Below are 16,383 nucleotides of genomic sequence, written 5' to 3'. Positions count from 1 at the left end.
TAGAATATATTTTTAAAATATTTATATAAATTTAATTTAATACAATAAACCCTTATCAGTAAAGGGTTTTGAAGGTTATATTACAAATAATTCAAATGTAGGAAGTTGGAATTTTTTATCAAAAAAACTTAACTTCGTATGGAAAACAGGTGAAATATGATTGCAGAAAAACAAAGATTACAAGACAGCAACTGGAAAAACTGGGGACCCTATGTAAGTAACCGCCAATGGGGAAATGTACGGGAAGACTACAGCCCGAACGGCGATGCATGGAATTTCGCCAATCATAACAACGCAGAAAGCTATGCGTACCGCTGGGGCGAAGAGGGAATTGCAGGAATTTCCGATGCGAAGCAGATTTTCTGTTTTGCCCTTTCTTTCTGGAACAAGAAAGATAAAATCGTAAAAGAGCGTTTCTTCGGGCTCAGCAATCCTCAGGGAAACCATGGGGAAGACATCAAGGAAATCTTTTACTACCTGGATAATACCCCGACGCACAGCTACATGAAGATGCTGTATAAATATCCCATCAATGAATTTCCTTATGACGATATCCGTGCTGAAAATGCAAGACGCAGCAAAAAACAGCCTGAATATGAGCTTTTTGATACCGGAATTTTTGACAATGATGAATATTTTGATATTTTTATTGAATATGCCAAAGCAGACTGCCATGATTTCCTGATACGGGTAACGGTATGCAACAGGAGCGATAAAGATGCACCTATTGTTGTTGCGCCTGCCGTATGGTTCAGGAATAACTGGAAATGGGGCTACAATACGTATAAAGGGCAGACGAATGCTTCTCATGAAGGCTGCATCAACATCAATCACGACAGTATTCCCGTTAAGAAGTTTTATTCGAGAGACATGAATGCTGAAAGTGCTTTTTGTGATAATGAAACAAATGACCCGAAATTAAGCGGAACAGCCTATCCCGGCAATACTTATTTCAAGGATGGAATCAATGACTATATTATTTACGGGAGCAATACCGTTAATCCTGAAAAAAGAGGCACAAAGGCCTCATTTATAATTGATGAAACGGTTAAAGCAGGCCACTCGAAAACATTTGATTTCAGGCTGTCACCTGATGAATCAGACCATCCTTTTCAGGATTTCGACAAAATACTTAAAAAAAGGACTGATGAAGCAGATGAATTCTACGCAGAACTCCAGAATGATGTAGAAAGCGATGATGAAAAGAATGTACAGCGGCAGGCATTCGCAGGATTGTTGTGGAATAAGCAGTTCTACCATTACAATGTGGGAAAATGGCTGAAAGGAGACCCCAATTACGAGGCGCCGAGAGATTTTGATCAATATGTAAGAAACACGGAATGGAACCATCTTCACAATAAAGATATCATTTCAATGCCCGATAAATGGGAATATCCGTGGTATGCAACATGGGACCTGGCTTTCCACTGTGTACCGTTTGCAATCATCGATGCCGAATTTGCCAAAGGGCAGCTTCTTTTATTAACGAAGGAATGGTATATGCATCCCAACGGGCAGCTTCCGGCATATGAATGGAATCTGAGTGATGTAAACCCGCCTGTGCATGCGTGGTCATGTTTCAGGGTTTTTAAAATTGACGAAAAGCAGAACGGAAAGCCGGACCTTTTATTTCTGGAAAAAGTTTTTCAGAAGCTGCTCCTTAACTTTACGTGGTGGGTTAACCGGAAGGACAAAAGCGGGAAAAATATTTTCGGAGGCGGTTTTCTCGGGCTTGATAACATCGGGGCTTTTGACCGGAATATGACATTAAAGGATGGCCAGCACCTGGAACAGGCTGACGGCACCAGCTGGATGGCCATGTATGCACTGAATATGATGCGGATTGCCATGGAACTTGCCCAATACTATCCGGTATATGAAGATATGGCGATTAAGTTTTTCGAGCATTACCTTTATATTGCCGAGGCCATGGAAAACCTGGGTGACGGCACAAAAGGGCTTTGGAATGAAGAAGACGGCTTCTTTTATGATGTTTTACAGCTTGGAGACGGCGACAGCGTTTCCCTGAAGCTCAGAAGCATCGTAGGTCTGATCCCGATGTTTGCGGTAGAAATTATAGATCATCACCTGCTTGATAAAATGCCCAATTTCGTAGAAAGAATGGAATGGGTGCTTAAAAACAAGCCTGAGCTGACCAAGCTGGTATCGCACTGGGAAGAGGAAGGCCAGGGAAGAAAACACCTGATGAGCATCCTGCGTAAAAACAGGCTTTCCAAGGTATTGTCAAGAATGCTGGATGAGAAAGAATTTCTGAGTGACTACGGAATCCGGGCCATGTCTAAGGTGTATGAGGAAAATCCGTTTATATTTTCGGTCCACGGAACTGAAAATGTGGTCTATTATACCCCTGCAGAAAGTGACAGCCGCATGTTCGGCGGGAACAGCAACTGGAGAGGGCCGATCTGGTTTCCTATCAATTTCTTAATTGTGGAAAGCCTGCAGAGGTTCCATTTTTACTACGGGAACAGCCTTAAGATTGAACTCCCTACAGGCAGCGGTGACTATAAAAACCTTGATGAAGTGGCTCACAATATAAGCAACAGGCTGTGTTCCATCTTCCTCAAGGATGAAGTAGGGCAACGCGCTTTTAACGGAGGGAATGCAAAATTCAATTATGATGAAAACTTTAAAGATTACATTACTTTTTTTGAATATTTCCATGGTGACAATGGCCGCGGTGTAGGTGCTTCCCACCAGACGGGCTGGACGGCAACCGTTGCAAAGCTGATGAAGCCGAGACTGACTTTGTAATGAACAAATTTTATAGTATGAATACAAGCCTCCATATCAGGAGGCTTTTTCTTCACCTACCACACAATATTCACCAGCTCAATTAAGCTAAATAAATCTATAGCTAAAATCTATTAATAATTAACATAATAATATCCTTTGAGTATTTTGTGTAAAAATTCAATATTAAAATTTAACTTCTGTTGAAATTTTATTAATTTATTAACTATATTAGCAGAATAAATCTAATATAAGTTTATGAAAAGAAAATTACTCTCTCTTACAGCTGTAGCCCTTACAGCAATATTTACTAGTCATTTTAATGCTCAGCAATATCAGACCTTGCCGATTCAGAGCGGTTTCAATGCTGATGTTATCGCAAATGGCGTAGGTTCTTCTACCGTAAGCACCAACAGTGATGTGGATGGTGTAAGTTACGCGTTTGTTTCACGTGATTTTCAGCTGACCGCGTCGAGTACGCCGCTTACCTATGGACTTCCTGTTAACGAAGTCATTAACTCTGCAGTAGCTTCGCCATCCGGACTGAGTTATCAGATGGGCTCTTACAGCGCGAATAATTCCCTAAGACTGGAGAATTCAGGTGACAGCGGAACACTAGCGTTTACCACTCCTAAAGCGGTCTCGAATCTGTATATGCTTGCAACGGGAGGAAGCGGTAACTGTACCGTAGATATAACTGTTAATTTTTCTGATGCGACCACACAGACTTTTTCAGCCATAAGCATTAACGACTGGTATGGCGGAAGCAATTTTGCGGTTCAGGGGATCGGAAGAATCAAGAAAACAACCGATGTGTTAGAGTCTAATTCAACAAACCCAAGGCTTTATCAGATTCCTTTGGCAATAGATGCCGCTAACCAGTCAAAGATTGTGCAAAGCATAACAGTAACCAAGACAGGAACAGGAGGTATTCCTAATATTTTTGCTTTCTCTGCAGAGGTTTATAATGCATGCAGCATGCCCGCAAGCTTAACCTCGTCCACAACCATGAACGGAGCCACCGTAAACTGGTCAGCACCTTCCAGCGCTCCGTCTGCAGGCTACCAATATTACCTGAGTACTTCTGCCACGGCGCCTACTGCCACCACTACCCCTACAGGAAGTGTAGCAGCAGGAGTTACGTCCGCCACGCTGAGCAATTTAACTACCGGGCAAATGTATTATTTCTGGGTGAGATCAAACTGCGGAGGGTCTTCACAAAGTTTCTGGGCAATGACCCAGTTCACTCCGGGGCAGATTTCAGCGACCTATACGCTCGGAGACATCAATACCATGTACAGCACAAGTGTCAACACCGGATCTACCACCAACTGTGCAGGAAGCCTCAGTATCGATATTCCTACAGGATATAAGGTAAAATCAACAGATGTTTCCTACACGATGACCACTGCAGGCAACGGCTGGATGGCTGAACAGAGAAGCCTTTTGGCATGTACCACCAACAGTACCACAGAGACTGCAGTATCATCAGGGTCAGGGTCAAATACGGGAACCTATTCTTATAACAGAACAGGCCTTACTTTAGCCAATGATCTTACAGGAACCGTAAACTTTGAACTGAGAGCCTGGAGAACATATGGCGGTTCTGATTGTAGTGCATCCTATAATAAAGTTGATAACGGAACCTTTAAAGTTACGGTAACACTTCAGCCTTTGGTGCTGGCTACCGGTGAAGTCAATGCAAAAGGAAAAGAAAGAATTGCATACCCGAATCCGTTTGTTGACATTTTACATCTTGAGAAACCGGAAAATGTGAAAAAAGCGGTGATTACAGATCTTTCAGGAGTGATTGTCACAACTGTTGAAAACCCTTCATCCGATTTATTCTTAGGAGGGGTAAAATCAGGAATGTATATCTTAACGCTGACCATGAAAGACGGCTCTGTAAAAAGCATGAAGACGATTAAAAGATAATAAGCATACTAATTTATATTGAAAAATGCGGATCAAAATTAATTTTGATCCGCATTTTATTTTTATTTAAACTAAAGTTTATGGCTGAATGATTTCCCCGTTCACATAAACCTCATAAACAATTTCCACATTCGGTTCTAATGTTTTGGAAACGGAACAGTACTTCTCGAAAGACAGCTGTGCCGCTTTCTGTGCTTTTTTAGGATCGATATTTCCCTCCAGCATGAATTTAACCGCAATTGATTTAAAAGGCCTGGCATCATCTACAGGAATCCTTTCCCCTTCTACTTCCGCCTTAAACCCTGTAATTTCCTGCCGCTGCTTTTTCAGGATTGAAACTACGTCAATACCGCTGCATCCTGCCACCGCCATCAGGACACTTTCCATCGGCGAAACACCTTTGGCACCGGGCTGAGACGTATTGTCCAGAAGAATAGAATTTCCCTGGGCATTGGTACATTCAAACAAATAATCGTCATTAATTCTGTTAAGTGTTATTTTCATTGTATCCCTATTTCTTTTTTATTTATAAATTAATCCTTCAACATCCATTTCCTTTTTCTCATCATCCGTCATGTGATTTCTGAGCACTTTAACCGTATACCCGCCTTCAACGATATTCCGGTCATAATACATCCAGTCACTCATCTTTTCAAGGGAAACCTTGACCGAATCACCAAGTTTGACGTTGGCCACATCCACCGGAGTATTCTGAACAATTCCGTAATATCCATCATCTTTCAACTGTAAGTCACCTATCCAGATATGCTCACCACCACCGTCTGACGTATCAAATTCCTGTTTTAAACAAAAATTTGAATAATCCGGATTACGGCTGTTAAATGCCTTCTGAAAATCAGAGAAAGTCTCTTTGGCCTTTTTGATAGCGGCATTCATTTCCTGATCTGATTCCTGCACATACAGGACATCCGGCTCGCCCGCTCTTTTCAATTTCTGTTCTTTATTACTGCAGCTGATCAACAGAAGTGATAAAAAACAAATATTTATTATTTTTTTCATTTCAAAATTATAAAATCCCCCTGGCTTTAATCTCCAGGTATTTATTGATGACATCAACGCTTAGGTTTTCCGGCAGCGTATATACGGTGTAAATCCCATATTTACGGAGTTCCTGAATGATCAGCTTTTTCTCGAATTCAAATTTTTCCGCAATAATTTCATCGTAGATTTCCTGCATGCTTTCAGGGTTTTTATGAATTAATTCCTGAAGTTCTGAATTTTTAAAGAACACCACGACCAATAAATGATTCTTGGCAATTCCGCGGAGGTACTTCATCTGGCGGTTCAGCCCGTCCAGTGTTTCAAAATTGGTAAACAGAAGGATCAGGCTGCGCTGGTTCAGGGAATACTTTACGTCCTGATATAATCTGTTGAAATCACTTTCAAAAAAGTCGGTTTTAATATTATAAAGGGCTTCTGATATTTTTCTCAGCTGCCCGGATTTATTTTCCGCAGCAATTTTGTTTTCTGTTTTTTTAGAGAAGGTCATCATTCCTGCCCGGTCGCCTTTTTTCAGGATAATATGGGACAGTGCCATGGTTGCATTGATGGAATAATCCAGTAAGCTCAATCCTTTGAAAGGCATTTTCATGGTTCTTCCGGTATCGATCAGCATAAAAATCCGCTGTGATTTTTCATCCTGAAACTGGTTAACCATTAATCGGCTGGCCTTGGAAGTTGCTTTCCAGTTAATGGTTCTGATATCGTCTCCCGGAACGTAGTTTTTAATCTGCTCAAATTCCATTGTATGCCCCAGCTTTCTTATTTTCTTGATTCCGCCCAGCAGAAACTCGCTCTGAAGTGCCATCAGCTCATATTTCCTCAGATGAATAAATGACGGATATGAAGGCAGGGCAGCATCTTTCTGAAATGTAAATCTTTTTGAGACAAAGGCTAAAGGTGATGAAACATACACATTCAGGTTCCCGAAATGGTATTGACCCCGTTCTTTCGGCTCCAGGATATACTGGAAAAAACTGTTCTTTCCTGATTCAATCTGTTTTTCAATTAAAAAGTCCCTCTTCTGGAACTGAAACGGTATTTCATCAATGATCCTGGCCGTAACCGTAAAACCGTAATTGTTTTTAATATCAATTTTTACCGGGTTTTCATCGCCGTTCGACAGCTTTTCCGGTAAAATCCGCTGGGCCAGGATACCCTCCTTCTGATTGAAAATAAAAAGGCAATCCACCATTACCGCCAGGAAGCATAAAAGCAAAAGGAGGTGTGCCGCAATCATCAGAAACGGGAAGAAAAATGCAAAAACATACAAAATCCCCACTCCGATGAGTGCGAAGAAAAAGCGTGTATTGATGTATAGGTTTTTCATGGGCAATAAGCGGTAAGCAACAGGCAGTAAGCTTAATCTCTTCTTAAGTATAATCTGCTGCCTACTGCCTGTTATCTATCTCGGGATTTCTATTCCTTCTAAAATCTGTCTGATGATTTCATCTGCGGTTAAGCCTTCCATTTCCCGCTCCGGCGATACGATTACGCGGTGCCGCAATATGGCATAACTGGCTTCTTTAATATCTTCCGGCGTTACAAAATCCCTTCCTCTTAAGGCTGCAAATGCCTTTGAAGCGGTCAGCAGCGCCAGGCTCGCTCTTGGCGAAGCCCCCAGATACAGGAACTGGTTTTCCCGGGTATTGACAATGATCTTAGCAATGTATTCAATCAGCTGGGATTCAACAATGATTTCTTTTACCAGATGCTGGTAGTTCTTCAGCTGCTGTGCGGTAATTACTTTATTAACGCCTTCTGTCTTATCTTCTTTTTTACTTTCGTGCTGGTTTCTGATAATGGTAATTTCATTTTCAAGAGTCGGGTAGCCCACATTTATTTTGAATAAGAAACGGTCCAGCTGAGCTTCAGGAAGCCTGTAGGTACCTTCATGTTCAATAGGGTTTTGTGTAGCCACAACAAGGAATGGTTCCTCCATGGTATACTGCGTTCCGTCCATCGTAATCTGTCTTTCCTCCATCACTTCAAACAATGCCGCCTGGGTTTTTGCCGGTGACCTGTTGATCTCATCGATCAGAATGAAATTGGAAAAAACAGGGCCCTGCTTAAACTCAAATTCCGAATTCTTTACATTGAAAATCGAGGTCCCCAAAATGTCAGAAGGCATCAGGTCCGGCGTAAACTGAATCCTGCTGAACCCTACATCTATGGTTTTGGCCAGCAGTTTTGCCGTAATGGTTTTGGCCACACCCGGTACACCTTCAATTAAAACATGGCCGTTTGATAAAAGCGCCGCCAGAAGATGCTCTACCATGTTTTCCTGGCCCACGATTACTTTGGCGATTTCAGATTTTACGCTGTCCAGGCTTCTACGGAGTTCGATCATATCTATTCTCGACTCAAACTGCTGTTCTTTTTTGTCGAGACTGATGGAACCCGGATTTTCTGTATTTTGGTTTTCAAGATTTTCCATATTTTTATTTATTTAACAATACAGCCGCTGATCAATTTGCGGATCAAAATACTGTCAGATTGTTATTTTTTGATTTTTAAATTGTTGCTTTTTAAATGATCTGATCCAGCAGCCTGTTCATTTTCGCCAGGTCTTCTTTCATGACGGAAGCGTAAGGATCCAGTGCTTTTTTTATAAAACCAGTCGCTTCGCTGATCATCTCCATCGGTTTCCCGGTTTTAAGGTGGAGTTTTTTTTCAAATTCTTCATCCAGTTTCCCGGTATCAATAAGAAGGTCCATCCTAACTTTATTCAGGAAATACTGGGCTTTTTTAGCCATCATATCATGGAAATCACCTTCCTGTAAATATAAATTCCCGATACTCTTCACAAAGTCTACTGATGTATTCCTTAACGGCTCTGCCAGCGGGACAATACGCTGCTTTCTTTTTGCATTGAAGAAAATAAATAATACCAAACCGCCCAGGAATATCCACCATGCATATTTGAGTGCCGGGTTTGACAGGATAAACCTCAGGAAAAACCGGGAATCTTTTGAACCGCCTTTCACAAACCACACCGTTTCCCTGTCGCCGAAGTATGAAAAAACATCCTGCGCATACGATACGCTTCCGCGCTTCAGCAGATAGTAATTGGTGATAAAAAGCGGCTCACAGTGGACGTATATATTGCCTTTCCCGAACTTTACCTTAATGAAATTAGCCTGGTCCATGTTATTTTCTTCAACGGTTTTGCCTAAGACCTCCACACCGGGCCTGATAAACGTAAATCCTCTCCCGGACGGAAACTTATCCAGCCTTATAAAATCATTCTGATATTTGGTATCTGTAAGTTTCAGTACATTTTCGTCTTCAAAAGAAATCTTCGAATCATAATATCCGATGCTGTCTGAAATGTCTTTCGGAATATCCGTGACAATCAGCATGGCATCCGAACCGCCGGAAACCTGATCCAGCACCTTGTTCCAGGACTGTTTGTCAAGGCCGTTTTCAATCACTAAAATATTGTGCCGCTTCTTTTGAGTCTGACTGTAATAATCGTAAGGCGTCTGGTCGATCTTTTGTACTTTATTTTTAAAAAGGCCATCGATTTCGTTGGCAAAAACAAACAATCCGAAAGGCGATTTCTGATTGATATCAAAATTTTTCCTCCAGTCCGTACGCTCTGTTTTATTGACTTCAAACAACGCCAGAATAATCATCACAACGATGAATACCACAGCATATATTTTGAAAGTTTTGTTCATGATACAGTTTAATTACGGTTTAAAGGATTGATACTGGTTTTTAAATGTCAGGTAGCTTTCTTCATTGATGCTGAACTCCCCGTACCAAACATATTCAAAGATATAGGAAAGCTTATAGAATTCATCTTTCAGGTGAGGCGCTTTCAGTTCTGCCACATAATCTTTGTTGGTTTTCTCCGGGTTCCATGAAATCAGCTTTTTATCGCTCAGCTTTTTTAAGATAAACAGGAACTGGTATCTTACTGCCGAACGGAAATCCCCGGACTTTTCAAACTGCAGGATGCTTTCAGGAAAATTAATCTCATGGATATTTTCATGCAGCTCTTCATCCCTGATCTCTACTTTCTTATTCCTCTTCCCGAACAGGAAATTCCCCTCCTTTCCGATAAGATACCTGATAATGAAATACAGCAGGAAACCCACCAGCAGAATGGCAAACAGACGGATCAGCATTCCAGCAACATTACCGGATTTCCTGAATACGGTCTCACCGAAAATGGCTTCAATGATTTTATAAACCTTCTGCATCAGCTTTTCCCAAAATGACATCCTGGGCTTTACGGTAGCATAATCAAAATCTTTCCCTTTGTATCTTGAAGGTATATTTTCTTTAAATTTTTTTGGATACAGGGTATTTTGCGTCACCGGATGTTCAGCCAACATAGAATCTGCACGGTACATGTTTTTGTAATGCCCTGTATTTATTGAATCCATATATACCTCTTCTATCGGCACCGGTTCATCTTCTGACTGGGCAAAAGTATGCCCGGCAGAGAAAAAAAGCAGTAATAAAACAAGAACCTTATTCATTAAATCCGATGGTTTCTATTTCTTCCAGTTCCATTTTCTGATGAAGATCTGTTCTGTTGTCATAATACATAAGCCCCGAATTGATATACAGTACATTCATCAGGAACATCGAAAACAATGAAGAAATGCCGTAAAGAAAAAATATCATGATGCCAAAGCCTCCCGTCATTGGGTTTTGCTCGAATTCGCCATCAGGAGAAGAGGTGGTCAGTTTTGCCATGAACAGGATCATGGGAACAGCCGAAAGTACTCCGCTCACGATATAAAAGAGGATTCCCATGACAATGGTTGAACCCCAGTATTTCCAGTACGGAGCGTTTTCCCTGCCGTTCGGATAGGAAAACTGGGCTCTTACAGCATAGCTTAAGCTTTCAAAAAAGCCTCTGTCCCTGTTAAAATAATCGTAACACAGGAATGTAATGATGTTGAACAGTGTCGGTCCGACAAAAAGGATCAGCACAATCCCGATGAGAATGATAATCAGGAAATAGGAAAAACCGAAAAGGACCGTCGCGACCGGCATCACCAGGAAAGACAGCCCAAAATAAGCCTTGATTACCTTCTTCCGGTTCGTTTTAAAATCACTTAAGATATCATCCGTTCTTATTTCTTTGTTTCCTTCAGCAATCCTTTTCATATAGAAAACAGGGAAAAGGAAATTAATGGTCATTAAGGCTGTATAGAGGATGAACAGCAGGATTCCGGAAGTAATGAACAGCCCGAGATTATCTGTAAAATACTGCTCAAAGTAATAGCTTTCGCCACTCATGTTCGATCCGAAAAGCACACCGAAAAATTCCCTGAAGCCCAGTACAATGACCACGACCATCAGGATCAGCAGCAAGCCGTTCAGAAGGATAAAATTTTTAAAATAGTTTTTGCCGTATACTTTAAAAAATGCAAAACTGTCGCTGATAAAAGTCCCGAAATCTCTCTTTTTATATAACTGCATGACTGATCTGGTTGTTAATTTTTTTGTTAACGATTGACGGATACAGAAGATAATAAAATCCTATCGCCGTTAAGGACCCGAAGATAATAATCAGGTTTAAAAACAGCGGCATTTCCAGCGCATGCCGTGTTACATACCCTTCGATAATCCCGGCACAGACCGTGAACGGAATGGTACTTAAAAATATCTTAAACGAATCCCTGAATCCGTTTTTAAATGAATTGAATCTTGAAAACGTTCTGGGAAATAAAAGAGAAGCCCCTAAGATCAGTCCGCACATGGATTCCACCACCATTGAGAAGATTTCAAAAACACCGTGAAGCCAGATGCCTCTCGCACTGTCCTTCAAAGCTCCGTAATCGTAGAAAAAATACTGAAAGGCTCCCAGCATGACACTGTTGGATAAAAGTGCCCACAGTGTTCCCACGCCTCCGAAGATCCCGTAAATATAAAGCTTGGCACCCACCCCTATATTGTTAAAAATGATCCCAATGGTGCTTCCCCAGGTGGAACCGCTCTGGTAAATCCCGACTGCATTCCCGGATTTGATATTTTCTATGGTCTGGTTTACATATCCTTCGCCTAAAATAATATTAGCAAAATCTTTATCATAGATGGCAGACAATACGCCGATGAGTGTAAACAAAACAAAAAAGAGAAAAGCATAACCTAAATACCTTCTGTACTGATATACCAACAGGGGCACTTCCGTACTGAAAAAATACAGGACCCGGTTCTGCTCTACCCGTTTCGTTTTATAGATTTTCTGGAATATCTGCGAAGACAGATGGTTGAGGTAAACGGTTGTATTGCTTTTCGGGTAATACGTCTGGGCGAAAGAAAGGTCATTGACCAGGTTGATGTACAATGACGAAAGATCATCCGGTTTTTTTTTGATTTTCCCCTGGATAACCTGCTCAATTCCCAACCATTTTTCTTTATTTTGTTTAATAAAATAAACTTCTCTCATATTGTAAGGCTAAAATAATAAAAATTATGTCTCAAATCGCGATTAATACCTCACAAAATGTAAATATTAATTTCAGTACAGCCAGTGTGGGAGACCGGCTGATTGCATTTATCATTGATCTTCTGATTAAAGTGGCTTACGGGATTGCGGTTTTTTATATTTTTTTCAATCTGCTGGATCTCGGGTATTTACTAAGCGGGCTGGATCAGTGGTCTGTGATGGCGGTGTATATCATTCTCCTTTTCCCTACGGTTATTTATCCCGTTGTACTTGAAAGCCTGATGGAAGGGCAGACGCCCGGCAAAAAAGCAATGAAAATCCGTGTGGTAAAGATAGACGGTTACCAGGCCGGTCTGGGAGACTATATGATCCGCTGGATGTTCAGGATTATTGACACGTCTTTTGCCGGAGTTATAGGACTGATTGCTATGGTCGTTTCAAAGAACAACCAGCGGCTGGGCGATATGGCCGCCGGAACAGCCGTGATTTCCTTAAAAAACAACATTAATATTTCGCATACGATTTTAGAAAATATCCACGAAAGCTACATTCCTACTTTCCCTCAGGTGATTGCGTTAAGCGATAATGATATGAGGATTATTAAGGATAATTATATGAAAGCATTGAAAATTGATGACCGCCAGGTCATCAGCAGGCTTTCGGATAAGATCAAAAGCATTTTGAAGGTGGAAATTGATGCTGCAAAAATGACGGAAAGACAGTTTATCGGCGTAATCATCAAAGATTACAATTATTACACGGGCAAGGATAGCTGATACCAACACCATATTTTGATATTGTTTTTCATAATTGCGTAATACCAATACGGTTTTTATTTTGAACGAATAGCCAAGTCATACACACTTTTTGGTCATACTTTTAGAACGCAGCGGTGTGGTTTTTGTATTTTAATCTCTTAAATATAAGCGTATGAAATTTGAAAATAATAAATCAGGAAACGGCGGCGTCATTACATTAAGCAATGAGATAAAAGAAGTGGGAAGGCTTACCTATACGGTTTTTCCGGAAGACAGCAGGCTGGTTATTTCTTTTGTTCTGGTCCACGGGGAGTTTGAAGGCCGGGGAATGGGAAAATTCCTTGTTGAAGAAGCGATCAAATTTTCAAGAGAAAACAATTATAAAGTGTATCCGCACTGTTCTTATGCAAGGGCTGTAATGCGCAGGATGAATGATGTAGAAGATGTTTTTCTGAATAATTAATTAAGCATCTACTAACGCTATACATTGAGAAAGACCGTTATTGACGGTCTTTTCTGTTTTTAACAGCTTTCTATTTAGGTATAGCCAGTCCCCCGGACATTGCACACCATTGCAGTTGACAAAGCCGCATGGCGGAAGCTTCGGGTCACAACACGAAATAATGCATGGAGAATTTTTATCTCCCGCATACCAACTTTTCAGCTCATTTTTAGAAAGTATTTTAAATCCTTTCATTTCTGATTTTTTCATTCTGATCAATTTTTGGTGTTAATAAAATTTTAGCTTTATTATAGTAAATATAATATTTTTTACTTTTAAATAATACAACTTCCATAAAATAATTTGTAAAATGGTATTATAAATATTACTAAAGTACAAAAACTTCATTTAATAATATGCTCTCAATATCATCAGGATAATCTACCTTAAAACAGAGGTCAGAATCTATCCAGTTTTCAATTTCTGTCTGATCTAAAATGGCAGAATTCGGAATTCCCATTTTATCCAGTGCACAGGCGTTGCATGCCTGTTCATATTGATTGTGGATCGGAATAACAAATAATTTTTTATCCATAAAAAGTGCTTCGGCAGGAGTTTCAAAGCCGGCATTACATAAGATACCTTCACAGCTTTCAAAATATTTCAGGTAATTAACCTCATCAATGGGAAAGATTTCAACATTGTTCTCCTTATACTGAATCTTGCTGTGCCTGGAAAAAATTTTCCATTCTACAGGAATCTCTTTTACAATTTTAATGATATTCTTATCTGAGAAGCTGGGCAAATACACGAGATAAAAACCTCTTTTTTCAGGCCGGAGGTTTCTTATTTTCTTTCTGATGACCGGCTTTTTGATCTGCGGATGATAATTCTCAAAATGAAAACCAATCTTTTTTGTACCCGGTACGTAATATTTCAAAACCAGTTCACCGAAAGGGTCTTTCTTCTCAGGTTTGGGGGTTTCTTTAAACAACATGGAAGCCTGGTGGCTCAGTTCAGTCATAGGATGTTGATTAAGCTTACATGCCCAGCCTGTCAGGGGTTCATAATCATTAATAACCAAATCATAGTCTGAGAGCCTTATTTCCCGGATGACCTTAACGGCTTCCAGAAAACGGTTTCCGGTAAGCGTTTTTGTGTAGGACAGGCCTCCTGTTTTGTTATAAAGCAGTGAGATCCCTCTGTGCTTGAAATCAACATTAAAATCAGCCTTTAGCTGGGACTGGTGTCCACTGATCAAGGTATCAACTGAGGCATGTTTTTTAAGAAGGGGAACAATTTCCTGTGCACGCGCCATATGGCCGTTGCCTGTTCCCTGAAAAGCATATAAGATTTTCATATTGTGAAATGGGTTACCATTTTTAAGAGCTCAATACTGTCCACATCCTGAATTTCCTCCGCCTCTTCATCTTTGAGCAAATGTTTATGATCTTCATAGAAAAAGATTTTCCATTCTCTGTCATGATATTCCAGGGCAGAAAGGTTTTCAATCCAGTCTCCGGAATTCAGATAGGTACAGGAACCCTTTTTATTAATTACCTCACGGATCTGGGGCTGGTGGATGTGGCCGCATACCACATAATCGTAATGATTGTCAATGGCAAGTTCCGAAGCGGTCAGTTCAAAATCACCGATATATTTTACTGCTTTTTTTACATTGTTCTTGATCTTTTTTGAAAATGAATATTTTTCCTTTCCCATTTTCTCTAAAAACCAATTGACCATGTTGTTGATTACAATCAGAAGGTCATAGCCTTTACCTCCCAGTTTCGCAATCCATTTGGAATGCTGAACCGAGGCATCAAATACATCTCCATGGAAGATCCATGTTTTTTTACCGTTAATATTCAGGCAGATTTTATTGCAGACTCTGAGTTTACCCAATTGGAAATCGGTAAACTTACGGAACATCTCGTCGTGATTTCCGGTGATGTAGTACACATCTGTATTTTTGGAAGCCAGTGAAAGGATTTTTTTGATCACCTTCAGATGGGGCTTAGGGAAGTAAGACTTTTTGAATTGCCAGATATCAATAATATCACCATTCAAAACCAACGTTTCGGGCTGTATAGAATTAAGATACCGAAGTAACTCTTTAGCCTTACATCCATAAGTTCCTAAATGGACATCCGAGATAACAACTAATTCAACGTTTCTTTTCATAGTTTTATACAAAGAAACCAATTGAAAATTAACTGTATATGAATGCCATGTTATTTTTTATAAAGCGTTCATCAGTTCTTCGCTGATTTCCATGTTATGATACACATTCTGTACGTCATCATCTTCTTCAAAGCGATCAAGCATTTTCATATTGGCTTTAAACTGCTCTTCGCTTACTTCTTTTGTGTTGTTCGGGATCCTCTGCAGCTCTGCGCTTTTTGCTTCGATACCCAGTTCATCCAGTTTATGGGAAAGAGAACCGAAATCTTCAAACGCCGTTGTAATCATTACTTCTTCTTCATCCTTTTCAACGTCTTCTGCACCGCCGTCAATCATTTCCATCTCAAAGTCTTCCCAATCCATTTTAATCAGGGCCAAGTCAATGGTGAAAATCCCTTTTCTGTCAAAAATAAATGCCAGTTCACCGTTCTTTCCCAAGTTGCCGTCAAATTTATTGAAGACAGCCCTTACATTGGCTACCGTCCTGGTGGTATTGTTTGTTGTGCATTCAATGAAAAATGCAACTCCTCCCTGGCCGTATCCTTCATAGGTAATCTCTTCATAGTTTTCTGCATCGGCACCGCTCGCCTTTTTGATGGCCCGCTCCACATTATCCTTCGGCATATTGGCTCCTTTTGCATTCTGGATGCATCTCCTTAATGCAGGATTTGCCTCTATATCCGGACCACCCGCTTTTACAGCCAATGCGATATCTTTACCTATTTTAGAAAAAGTTTTGGCCATCTTATCCCATCTGGCCATTTTAGATGCTTTTCTATACTCGAATGCTCTTCCCATTTTAAATTTTAATTTTCAACAAAATTAATTAAAAGTCAACGAAAAAAAAATACCCTCAGAAAACTGAGGGTATTATTATT

Annotated in this window: 16 protein-coding genes; 4 read left to right on the top strand and 12 right to left on the bottom strand. The window is 40.3% G+C overall.

The window, feature by feature from the left end; all coding sequences use genetic code 11:
- Positions 1 to 156 precede the first annotated feature (156 nt).
- Positions 157 to 2,772: an MGH1-like glycoside hydrolase domain-containing protein gene (locus SD427_RS02345; protein ID WP_320559707.1), complete on the top strand. Its 2,616-nt coding sequence runs from the start codon at positions 157 to 159 to the stop codon at positions 2,770 to 2,772.
- A gap of 237 nt (positions 2,773 to 3,009) precedes the next feature.
- On the top strand, positions 3,010 to 4,686 hold the full coding sequence (locus SD427_RS02340; RefSeq protein ID WP_320559706.1) for a T9SS type A sorting domain-containing protein: 1,677 nt from the start codon (positions 3,010 to 3,012) through the stop codon (positions 4,684 to 4,686).
- A 78-nt stretch (positions 4,687 to 4,764) separates the two neighbouring features.
- On the opposite strand, the gene SD427_RS02335 is transcribed toward SD427_RS02340, so the two are convergent.
- From SD427_RS02335 to SD427_RS02300, 8 genes are all read right to left on the bottom strand, one after another.
- On the bottom strand, positions 4,765 to 5,190 hold the full coding sequence (locus tag SD427_RS02335; protein WP_320559705.1) for an OsmC family protein: 426 nt from the start codon (positions 5,188 to 5,190) through the stop codon (positions 4,765 to 4,767).
- An 18-nt stretch (positions 5,191 to 5,208) separates the two neighbouring features.
- Complete coding sequence (locus tag SD427_RS02330) at positions 5,209 to 5,706, bottom strand: YegJ family protein (RefSeq protein ID WP_320559704.1); 498 nt, start codon at positions 5,704 to 5,706, stop codon at positions 5,209 to 5,211.
- Between the two features lie 7 nt (positions 5,707 to 5,713).
- The gene (locus SD427_RS02325; RefSeq protein ID WP_320559703.1) at positions 5,714 to 7,036 is read right to left on the bottom strand and encodes a DUF58 domain-containing protein; all 1,323 of its coding nucleotides are present in this window, start codon (positions 7,034 to 7,036) and stop codon (positions 5,714 to 5,716) included.
- Positions 7,037 to 7,111: 75 nt separating this feature from the next.
- Positions 7,112 to 8,143: a MoxR family ATPase gene (locus tag SD427_RS02320; protein WP_320559702.1), complete on the bottom strand. Its 1,032-nt coding sequence runs from the start codon at positions 8,141 to 8,143 to the stop codon at positions 7,112 to 7,114.
- 91 nt (positions 8,144 to 8,234) lie between these two features.
- The gene (locus SD427_RS02315) at positions 8,235 to 9,389 is read right to left on the bottom strand and encodes a hypothetical protein (protein WP_320559701.1); all 1,155 of its coding nucleotides are present in this window, start codon (positions 9,387 to 9,389) and stop codon (positions 8,235 to 8,237) included.
- Between the two features lie 12 nt (positions 9,390 to 9,401).
- The gene (locus SD427_RS02310) at positions 9,402 to 10,199 is read right to left on the bottom strand and encodes a DUF4129 domain-containing protein (protein WP_320559700.1); all 798 of its coding nucleotides are present in this window, start codon (positions 10,197 to 10,199) and stop codon (positions 9,402 to 9,404) included.
- The gene (locus SD427_RS02305) at positions 10,192 to 11,151 is read right to left on the bottom strand and encodes a DUF4013 domain-containing protein (protein WP_320559699.1); all 960 of its coding nucleotides are present in this window, start codon (positions 11,149 to 11,151) and stop codon (positions 10,192 to 10,194) included. The genes SD427_RS02310 and SD427_RS02305 overlap by 8 nt, the downstream gene beginning before the upstream one ends.
- On the bottom strand, positions 11,138 to 12,121 hold the full coding sequence (locus SD427_RS02300) for a stage II sporulation protein M (protein ID WP_320559698.1): 984 nt from the start codon (positions 12,119 to 12,121) through the stop codon (positions 11,138 to 11,140). Before SD427_RS02300 ends, SD427_RS02305 begins: the two co-directional genes overlap by 14 nt.
- A 26-nt stretch (positions 12,122 to 12,147) precedes the next feature.
- Between SD427_RS02300 and SD427_RS02295 the strand changes: the two genes are divergently transcribed.
- Both SD427_RS02295 and SD427_RS02290 read left to right on the top strand, forming a co-directional pair.
- Positions 12,148 to 12,897, top strand: coding sequence for an RDD family protein (locus tag SD427_RS02295; RefSeq protein WP_320559697.1), 750 nt, complete (start codon positions 12,148 to 12,150; stop codon positions 12,895 to 12,897).
- 154 nt (positions 12,898 to 13,051) lie between these two features.
- Complete coding sequence (locus SD427_RS02290) at positions 13,052 to 13,342, top strand: GNAT family N-acetyltransferase (protein ID WP_320559696.1); 291 nt, start codon at positions 13,052 to 13,054, stop codon at positions 13,340 to 13,342.
- Here SD427_RS02290 and SD427_RS02285 read toward each other — a convergent pair whose 3' ends face one another.
- The 4 genes from SD427_RS02285 to SD427_RS02270 form a co-directional block, all read right to left on the bottom strand.
- Positions 13,343 to 13,591 (bottom strand): hypothetical protein, encoded by a 249-nt coding sequence (locus SD427_RS02285; protein WP_320559695.1) that lies wholly within the window; start codon positions 13,589 to 13,591, stop codon positions 13,343 to 13,345.
- A 118-nt stretch (positions 13,592 to 13,709) separates the two neighbouring features.
- A complete protein-coding gene (locus tag SD427_RS02280) occupies positions 13,710 to 14,681 on the bottom strand; it encodes a glycosyltransferase family protein (protein ID WP_320559694.1) in 972 nt (323 codons plus the stop codon).
- Positions 14,678 to 15,505: a UDP-2,3-diacylglucosamine diphosphatase gene (locus SD427_RS02275; protein WP_320559693.1), complete on the bottom strand. Its 828-nt coding sequence runs from the start codon at positions 15,503 to 15,505 to the stop codon at positions 14,678 to 14,680. Before SD427_RS02275 ends, SD427_RS02280 begins: the two co-directional genes overlap by 4 nt.
- 57 nt (positions 15,506 to 15,562) lie before the next feature.
- A complete protein-coding gene (locus SD427_RS02270) occupies positions 15,563 to 16,303 on the bottom strand; it encodes a YebC/PmpR family DNA-binding transcriptional regulator (RefSeq protein WP_320559692.1) in 741 nt (246 codons plus the stop codon).
- Positions 16,304 to 16,383: the final 80 nt, after the last annotated feature.

The organism is Chryseobacterium sp. JJR-5R, from assembly GCF_034047335.1.
Classification (GTDB): domain Bacteria; phylum Bacteroidota; class Bacteroidia; order Flavobacteriales; family Weeksellaceae; genus Chryseobacterium.
The sequence above is the reverse complement of the archived record's forward strand: the minus strand, read 5'-3'. Positions and strand labels throughout refer to the sequence as shown.